This is a genomic window from Candidatus Arsenophonus triatominarum (genome assembly GCF_001640365.1).
In the GTDB taxonomy this organism is placed as follows: domain Bacteria; phylum Pseudomonadota; class Gammaproteobacteria; order Enterobacterales; family Enterobacteriaceae; genus Arsenophonus; species Arsenophonus triatominarum.
Map to the genome: position 1 here is coordinate 1 of NZ_LWMI01000058.1, position 7,756 is coordinate 7,756.

General features: G+C 45.4%; 10 protein-coding genes and 1 pseudogene. All 11 read right to left on the bottom strand.

The features are described 5' to 3' along the window. Positions 1-411 precede the first annotated feature (411 nt). The 11 genes and pseudogenes from AYJ55_RS31260 to AYJ55_RS22280 all read right to left on the bottom strand — a co-directional run bounded on the left by AYJ55_RS31260 (position 412) and on the right by AYJ55_RS22280 (position 7,647). Complete coding sequence (locus AYJ55_RS31260) at positions 412-567, bottom strand: hypothetical protein (protein WP_187153364.1); 156 nt, start codon at positions 565-567, stop codon at positions 412-414. A 32-nt stretch (positions 568-599) separates the two neighbouring features. After that, on the bottom strand, positions 600-1,109 hold the full coding sequence (locus tag AYJ55_RS22235) for a DUF2213 domain-containing protein (RefSeq protein WP_162505824.1): 510 nt from the start codon (positions 1,107-1,109) through the stop codon (positions 600-602). A gap of 31 nt (positions 1,110-1,140) precedes the next feature. Next, on the bottom strand, positions 1,141-1,644 hold the full coding sequence (locus tag AYJ55_RS22240; protein ID WP_245677534.1) for a phage head morphogenesis protein: 504 nt from the start codon (positions 1,642-1,644) through the stop codon (positions 1,141-1,143). 16 nt (positions 1,645-1,660) lie between these two features. Next, complete coding sequence (locus AYJ55_RS31265) at positions 1,661-1,927, bottom strand: hypothetical protein (protein WP_187153366.1); 267 nt, start codon at positions 1,925-1,927, stop codon at positions 1,661-1,663. An 18-nt stretch (positions 1,928-1,945) separates the two neighbouring features. After that, the gene (locus tag AYJ55_RS22245; RefSeq protein ID WP_074168202.1) at positions 1,946-3,028 is read right to left on the bottom strand and encodes a phage portal protein; all 1,083 of its coding nucleotides are present in this window, start codon (positions 3,026-3,028) and stop codon (positions 1,946-1,948) included. 308 nt (positions 3,029-3,336) lie between these two features. Continuing rightward, a pseudogene (locus AYJ55_RS22250) lies at positions 3,337-4,906 on the bottom strand (terminase large subunit); the annotation flags it as partial. A gap of 206 nt (positions 4,907-5,112) precedes the next feature. Further along, positions 5,113-5,619: a terminase small subunit gene (locus AYJ55_RS22255; protein ID WP_063657959.1), complete on the bottom strand. Its 507-nt coding sequence runs from the start codon at positions 5,617-5,619 to the stop codon at positions 5,113-5,115. 270 nt (positions 5,620-5,889) lie between these two features. Beyond that, on the bottom strand, positions 5,890-6,417 hold the full coding sequence (locus AYJ55_RS22265) for a BRO family protein (protein ID WP_063657961.1): 528 nt from the start codon (positions 6,415-6,417) through the stop codon (positions 5,890-5,892). A gap of 177 nt (positions 6,418-6,594) precedes the next feature. After that, entirely contained in the window at positions 6,595-7,044 is a 450-nt protein-coding gene (locus AYJ55_RS22270; protein ID WP_063653564.1) for a lysis protein, read from the bottom strand. Beyond that, positions 7,011-7,496, bottom strand: coding sequence for a lysozyme (locus tag AYJ55_RS22275; protein WP_063653566.1), 486 nt, complete (start codon positions 7,494-7,496; stop codon positions 7,011-7,013). The genes AYJ55_RS22270 and AYJ55_RS22275 overlap by 34 nt, the downstream gene beginning before the upstream one ends. Further along, positions 7,456-7,647, bottom strand: coding sequence for a phage holin family protein (locus tag AYJ55_RS22280; RefSeq protein ID WP_063657962.1), 192 nt, complete (start codon positions 7,645-7,647; stop codon positions 7,456-7,458). Before AYJ55_RS22280 ends, AYJ55_RS22275 begins: the two co-directional genes overlap by 41 nt. Positions 7,648-7,756: the final 109 nt, after the last annotated feature.

Here is a 7,756-nt window from a genome sequence, read left to right on the forward strand (position 1 = left end):
GCAAAATTGCCTTCCCGACCCGGTGCCTGATAAAGCGCTACATTGTTCTGAAAGGCCATCATTTTGCTCCTAAAAACTGGTCAACACGGGACACTGAATTTGAGTCAAAGGCGACTCGAGGTTCAGGTTGATTGTGGGTGTTTTTGAGCATCTCCACCAATTTGGGGAGTGCTGAGGGATGAACCCCTTTTGTGTCGATGCCGTTTTGGCTGAGTGTTATCCGGTAGACTTCTTCGGCAGAGTCACAGCCACTTCACCAATCAGCGGTGAACACAAACGTTCTGCCGCACGAAGCGCTGCAAATTCACGCGAATTTTGTTTCTGCCTGTTGGATCAGGATAGCCGCATCGTTAGCGGTTTTTTATTCATCATCGTACACGTCCTTTTTCTTATCCTCTTCGTTTTCTGTTATCATCGACGGATCTTCTTTTGTCTCTCGTCATTCGCTTTTGAGGTCAGTCCATTGATATACTCTGCCACCGTATGAATATCTTCGTCACTGGCATTTGGCAGGCGCTCTTTCAGTCCTGCGATCATTTCATCATCGGCTTTCTTTTCGTCTGCCATTTTTTTTAAATCCTCTGGTTTTGCGTCGTTGACTAGAACATCTGCCCCGTCCTGCCATCAGGAACAATCGCCAGGTGGTAGGCGTGAATATTGCGCATCACGCCATCATAGGCCTCTCCATCAACGCTGCCCTGCGTCATATCCGGTACGTAGCTGTAGGAGGGCGATAATTCGCGCTGGATATCGGTTTCAATACCCGCTTTTGCTGCTTCATCCCAAATAGAAATCGAAGCGATGAGATAGGGAAATTCAAAACGGATATCATTCATCACGGCACCCACCGCGAGATCGGTGATGGGTTTCGTATTGTTCTCGGCAGGATGCCCCATCAGAACGGGGATACCGTTAAACGTCGGCATGGCTTTTTCCAGCTCTTGCGGGGGGCGATAAAGCTGATATATTTTTCTGGATTCCAGACCCAACTTTTCATAGCCAGGTATTTCAACGCCGTAATAACCGCTAATGTTCGCTTTGCTTATCCGGTTATCACGGACATACATTTTGCCAAATTTGTCCACTTCCCGCGCAGATTTGGCATCCATCGCGAGACCGTCTTTTGTCACTTGCACGTTGTCAATCCTCGAAAGTGGGTAAAACCGGTTCCCAAATACACCCACAATTGATTTTTTCACCTGGCAGGATGTATTCACCGCTAATCAGGCAGCCTTTACGGAGCGAAAATTTCTTGCCCGTGGCTTTTACATGATCAGGCCTTGGGTGTTGCCCTGCGCCGGTATGTCGCCAAATCCCCTCAGTTATCCCCAGCGCATGCTGTCTCACTGCCGCCAAGGCAGAATTCGCTTTTCGGTTCTGGTCACGGGCAATCAATTCCGCCCTTCTGGCAGTTACGCCAAACTGTTGTCCCAATGTTTTTTTAAGCTGAGCTAAATCACCTCCCCGCGAAACAGACTGGAGAACCACGGATTCAACGTTAGTGAAATAGCGTTGGGGGATGGATTTAATTAATGACACGTTCTCCGCCACAATCGCTGTCACCGCATTGTGCATGTCGCGCGTCATTTTGAAATCAATCGCAAACCCCTTATCGACCAGCTGCTTTTTAAGGGGCACATCCACATTACCGGCTGCTCGGTTAACGAAGGTTTTGCCAGATCGTCGGATAAGGCCAGTGAATTTCTTTACCCAGCGGGCAGAAAGCGCGCGGAGCGTATTCCTTATCATTGAGGCGGGGCTGGCGTCGTAAGCAAGAGAATTTTTGAAAGGAAGTTAAAATTTTGGCGGTGACGTTTTTATGCATCCTGGTAATCTGGCGACGTAATTCACGCTGATACCAAAGCTGTATCCCTGCATTGGGGAGTGAAGGTTTAAGTGTTTTCTCCTTCTTTTTCGTCTGTTTCATCTTCGTTTTCCTGCCCGTTCATGAAAGCAAACCACTCTTCGGATTATTGATAAGCCATTGAGCGACATCCATCGTCGAAATACATGAACTCGTTGCTAAATTAGCCAGCATTGAAGCGTTATTGAGATTTATCTCCGACATTTCCTTTTCGGTTAGCTCATCGAGTGGGTTAAAGGTGAACGTAATTTCGGGTAATAGCTGCCCAAATTCCGCTATAAACAGGTAATCCAGCATTTGCTGTATCATGGGGCGAATATTGCGTTCCTGAATACCGGAGATGGTTTCGTGCCAGACATCGATTTCACCCTGCCCGTTTGCATTCAGTCCCGCGGGCGCATTGCCAAGCAGCTTAATCACCGGCATCCGTGAGGGAATACACAGTTGTTCCTGATAGTTTGAGGCGATTTTCTCAAGATCCGTCATCGGTGTATTGATCTGAAAAAACGCTTCCTCCGTATCTAGCGCCAGTACCCCGCGATTGTTTCGGTAGTTGGTCATGATATCGATGCGGCGTTTGAACTCGCCTGGGTTTTCCATCCGTTTTTCCATGTCGGTTTTCAGCCCCGTCAGCGTAAAAGCCTTGACAATTTTGGGTATTTCATCGCGGATAGTTTCCCACGCCTTGACATAAGGCTCCATTAGCTGGATCAGCGATAAGCCCCCAAAGTTATAGGCAGGTTTCAGTATCTGTGATACCGGACGCGTCACTAGGTCAATAAATCGGGAGGCATGGATGGTCTGCCCCATCACAAACCACGATGAAGGCTGATAAAAATCCGGCTCCCACGGTCTGAGCGTGTTATACATCGCCGGATACGTCCAAATAGGCTCAATAATACGAAAACCGCGAAATTTATCGCCCACTTTTGCTCTGTCTTTAAAGAGCGGATTGCGCATTTCATTCTCATCGGCGCCCATGTCAATATAGATATGCGCTATGCCGAACAGACAATCATGCAAAACGGCCTGATGGATCATATCCTGAAGGCGATATTTCACGATTACCCCTTCCACCTCATTAACGAGGTCCTCATCATCGGATGAGGATTTTACGGTTAACCAATTGGCGCGTAACCTCGTCAGCAAAAATCGCGGCAACATTGGCGTACTCGGATTGCTGCGCTTTCATGGCCAACATCGGGTATCCCTGAAACCCACCATACAAACAATCACTCCCGAATGCATTCAGGGTTTCATACGGGGTGCATCATTCGCCAGCGCATCCGCTCTCTTTGCTTCGGGTATCACGCTTGCGGGAGGGGCATAGGGTTGAATTCGTAGACTGGCTGCTCACTGACCGGATACATATCGATGTCAGAGATGGAAAATGCTTTTTCCCTTTCAGGCTTAACGTCCTTTTTCCTGTTTCTTTGCTCATTAGAAAAATGCCTCGTCGGGAATATGGAACGGTTTTGTACGGGCGAAAATGCCATAATTAATGAATCGGCCATGTTGGTGAAGCGATGCCCCGTTTTTTCATGTCTTTTTGCTCTCGACTTTCACCCGTCCATTGTTGTCGTAATTCACCCGAGGACGGGATAATTCAGCTTTCAGAGCGTCAAGTTGTTTATACTTGCGCTCAGACTGATTAACTGGTCATTGGTAAATTGATTGATGAAATGCTTATCATCGGGTGTTTCTCCAACTGCATGATACATCGCCAGGTATTAAAAAAACGGTCTCGGACGCCCCACCAGGCTTGCGCTTTGATATTCGCGAACATATCTTTATTGGTTTTCCCGCCACATATTTTGCGTCAGGTTTAAAGACAGCCCCACCCGCGTTGAATCCGGTTGCGGTGATATGACATACCCGTCGTAGATGCGCTTTCACCCCTGCCCCTACCCCGATGGAGTCATAGATGATTTCATCGGCATGGGCTTCCTCAGCATAGTTTTTGACTCGGTTTGCTGAGCTGATCACGTCACCTTTACTCCACTGCTGGCAATCCGTGACAACCGATCCGTGTGCAAACGTGAGGGCGTTGCTGTCATCGCCCTCATCTGCAACGTCAAAACCGAGTCGTTTAGCCCCCGTTGTCAAAAACCCCAGTTTGATATGGGCATCAATGGCCGCCTGTACCCATTCGGCGGGAATTAAGATACCTTCAACAGACGCCTGATAGTTCAAATCCAGTTCCTGCGCCACAATGACCGGATTATCGATTTTCAGGCACTCTTTTTCGTACCATTGTTCATCTTTACGGGGGTCATTGCGCCAGTGAAAGGTAAACACCGGAATGCGTCCACTGTGGCGTTTTTGGGCAAAAGGATTGTCCATCCCATTAACCGAGCTTAAGTCAATGCGACAGCGGGTAGTTTGGGATAGGGCAGCATCAATCAATAGCGGACGAGGCAAAAAGGCGGCTTCATCGACGAAATAGAGTGTCGTCCGGTCACCCCGTCCAATATTGTCCCCCGCTTCACCCTTGATAATGGCGCCGGTGTTTGGAAAATTGACCCGCATATAAGGCGCGTGTTTTTTCGCTACCCAGCCTCCCCGAAACTCTTGCGGTAAAGTTTCAATAAACTTACGGGCTTTCCAGAACAACGCTTTCGGGTCACCGGTGCTGTCAACATACTCTTCTTTGCGTGAACCAAAGCCAATTACCATCTCTTTATTAAAGAGACATAAAGCGCATGCGAGTGCAATTGACGTCCAGCTTAAACCCATTTCACGACTCTTTTCGGTAATGCCATTTTCACGTCCTTTCCAGCGTGTCATTATCCAGTCAATCCATGCTTCCTGTTTCGGAAACAGTAAAAAAGGGGTTGTGACGGGGAGGCCGTAATCAATATTACGTGGGTCTGTTGTCATGCCCCAATCAATAATAAATTGGGCGGGGTTTTGCTGATAGAAATGGGCCAATAGTTTAAGATTTTCCGGCTGCTCCCGAAGACGTTGTAGTCGCTCAGCGCGCCATTCAAACACCTGAACATAATCCGGTTTTTTAAAGTCAAAAGGAAAGGGTAACGGCATAGAAAAATGTCCGGAAAAGGGTCAGTCAAAAAAATATTTTGCGCATAACTGTGTACATAAAAAATATAAAACAGGGTGTTGTTAAATATAACTACATGATATTAAACAATTATGTTTGCATGAATGTTATTCTTAATCCAAATAAGCAAGCAATTTCAGCCCTTTACCCCATCAATTTTTTATAGGCTTCTGCCGCCTGTTCGGGGTCATCTCACGGGTAATATGCTCGATAGGGTTACCCCCTTTCCTGTGTGTTCATTACTGACCTGTTCGCGAAAAGCCTGAACAGCGATATGCTTACCTAATAGCTCAAGATTCTTAATTTTATCTGGCCATTTTATTTTTTTAAGCAACGCCTCTGCGCCCTCAAGGCGTATCGCCGCAATATCTAAACCACTTAATGTTGTCCGCCAGACTTTAGGCCATTCTTTTATTGGTTTTAAATCGCCTGACTCGTTCAGAATGTCTAATACGTCCATCTGGTCGATATCAACCAGTCGCTTAAGAACGTAGTCAGCATTAACCTCAATGCGATTTTTGCGCTCCTCCATGAGGTCTTGTATGCGTTTTTGGATGTCTAGTTTTGTAACGTTCTCACTCCCTATTCTACGGGCTGTTTTTTCGCTATAGCCTGCTCTTATTGCCGCCTGTGTTGCGTTTAAATCAATCAGATACTCTCGACAAAAGGCTTCCTGTTTATCTGTGAGAGTCATAATAGCTACCTTACTTAATGTTTATTTTTAGCCGCACTCTTCGCCCATCGTTTAGCCTGATTGAGACAATCCACTATCATCTTGCCTCGTCTGCTTGCGGGTTGTTTGCGGTAGTACCGGATAGCTTCACTTGTTGCCATTGCTGCTATTAATGAAGAAAAGCCGAGCTTGATTAACTCGGCCTTGACATTAGTTTCGATGAATTGTTCGTGGTTCATGCTGGGATTTCTCCGTCAGGAAAATCACCAAGATCAGGTATATTAAGTTGAGTTAGCTTAGTGCTATAGCGGTTGCTTCTTTTACTTTCTTTATGTCTCTTTTACGCTGAGCTAATAAACCACTACCCTTTTGCCCTCTATGCTTAAATGAAGCTTTATCAAACATAGCTATTGAGTCATGTATTTTTTGTCCAGTAAGTTCAGTTAATGTCTTTATGTCAAGAACGCCAACTTCAACATTTGATTCTTTTTCAACCAAATCTAGTAGCCATATTCTTAAATCTTTTGCTACTTTTGTTCGTGAAAACATACCAATAAGATAAGCTCCACGCAGGGAATATAATCTTACATCGGATACAAATTTATTGTAACTCGTTGATTTATCCGAGGTCCTCACTTTGGCTACAACACTCATACTGGCAGTAAATTCGTCTTTATGTCTGTTATAAAGATTAGCGACTTTTTTGCTGTCTTTATATTCAAGTAATTTTGCTAAATGTTCACCTGTGAGCCATATCTTATTATCTCCATTATTAAAAGGAGCAATATTGTGGGTTTTAAATGTTAATACACTATTCATGATGTCTTCCTTACTTAGGTAATGAACCTTTGCCACATAGGAAATCAGCCCATCGAAGTGACATCAGCAAAACTGATTACCTCAAAGGCTCATTCCTAAATAACGGGTTCGATGTTTGGATTAGTTGCGTATGTGGCACGCTAGATTTGTTAAGATTTGAACGTGTCAATTACCGATTCATTGACACTGTGTTTTGATATATTTTTGCAGATATTCCGTCTGCTTTTCGTTCTCAGCTATCATCGCTCTGAGACGGAAATAATCTTCTCGAGCTGCCTCACCAAGTTGTGGGGTGGCTTCATCATGTCGGCTCTGGGGGGTAGCGGTTTTGGATGTACGACACACGGCGTTGAGGCGCAACCACTTGTTACCAGCACGAACAGCATCATGCAGCTTATCAAGCTCTGTTTTGGCATTATTCAGTTCCTCGGTGTGTTGAATATTGAGTTGATGTAAGGTATCGATTTTTTGCTGTTGCCGTTTCACGGCTTCAATTTGTGCGTGATATTGCTGTTTTAATGTTTGGTAGTTTTGCCTGATGGTTTGATAACGGTAGTTGATAAAAATAAGTGAGAGAATTAACCCTGCAATAATCACTCCGATAAATGAGTAAGGTCGCCATAACATATTACGCTCTCAATTTCCCGACGGGTAATTAGCCCTTTCCAAACTTCGCCTTTCACATAAACCCACCGCTTCATCTCATCACATGCCCCTTTTCGGTCATTGTTGTTGAGCTTTTTGAACAAGGTCGATTTGGCAAAATTACCCACGCCCACGTTATAAGCAAATGAGTAAAGGGCTGCCTGTGTTAGCGTGTTGATATTGACCTTAATCAACGGGTCAACATAACGCTTAACGGCTTTTAAATCGTCATTAAGCCACTTATCGCAGTCTTCTTGCGTGTACATCCGGTTACGCACAATATCCTTGCCTGTGTGCCCGTAGCAAACAGAAAGAATACCGCCACCGTCAAAATAGGGCTTAAGTCTCAGCCCTTCGAAATGCGTTATCATCGCTGAGGCTAAAAACAGCGCACTACCGCCCGTTGCCATCAATATTTTTTTCGGTATCTTCATACTGACGCTCCTTGAGTTTGTACTCCTTTTTGCGGTAGTACACGTTGATAAAAAATGTCCCTATCGTGCAGACAATACCCATCACAGCTACCCACTGCTCAAGGGTAAAAAAATCAAAAATCGTTGTCATGACTCCCCCGATGGTGGTCATGATGCCCCACAGATAGGCGGCAGTGTTGAGTATTTTCAGACATGCGCATATACCCTACCTTTGAGGTTCCATTGCTTTAAATTAAACAGGGGAGCCAACCGCCTTACTC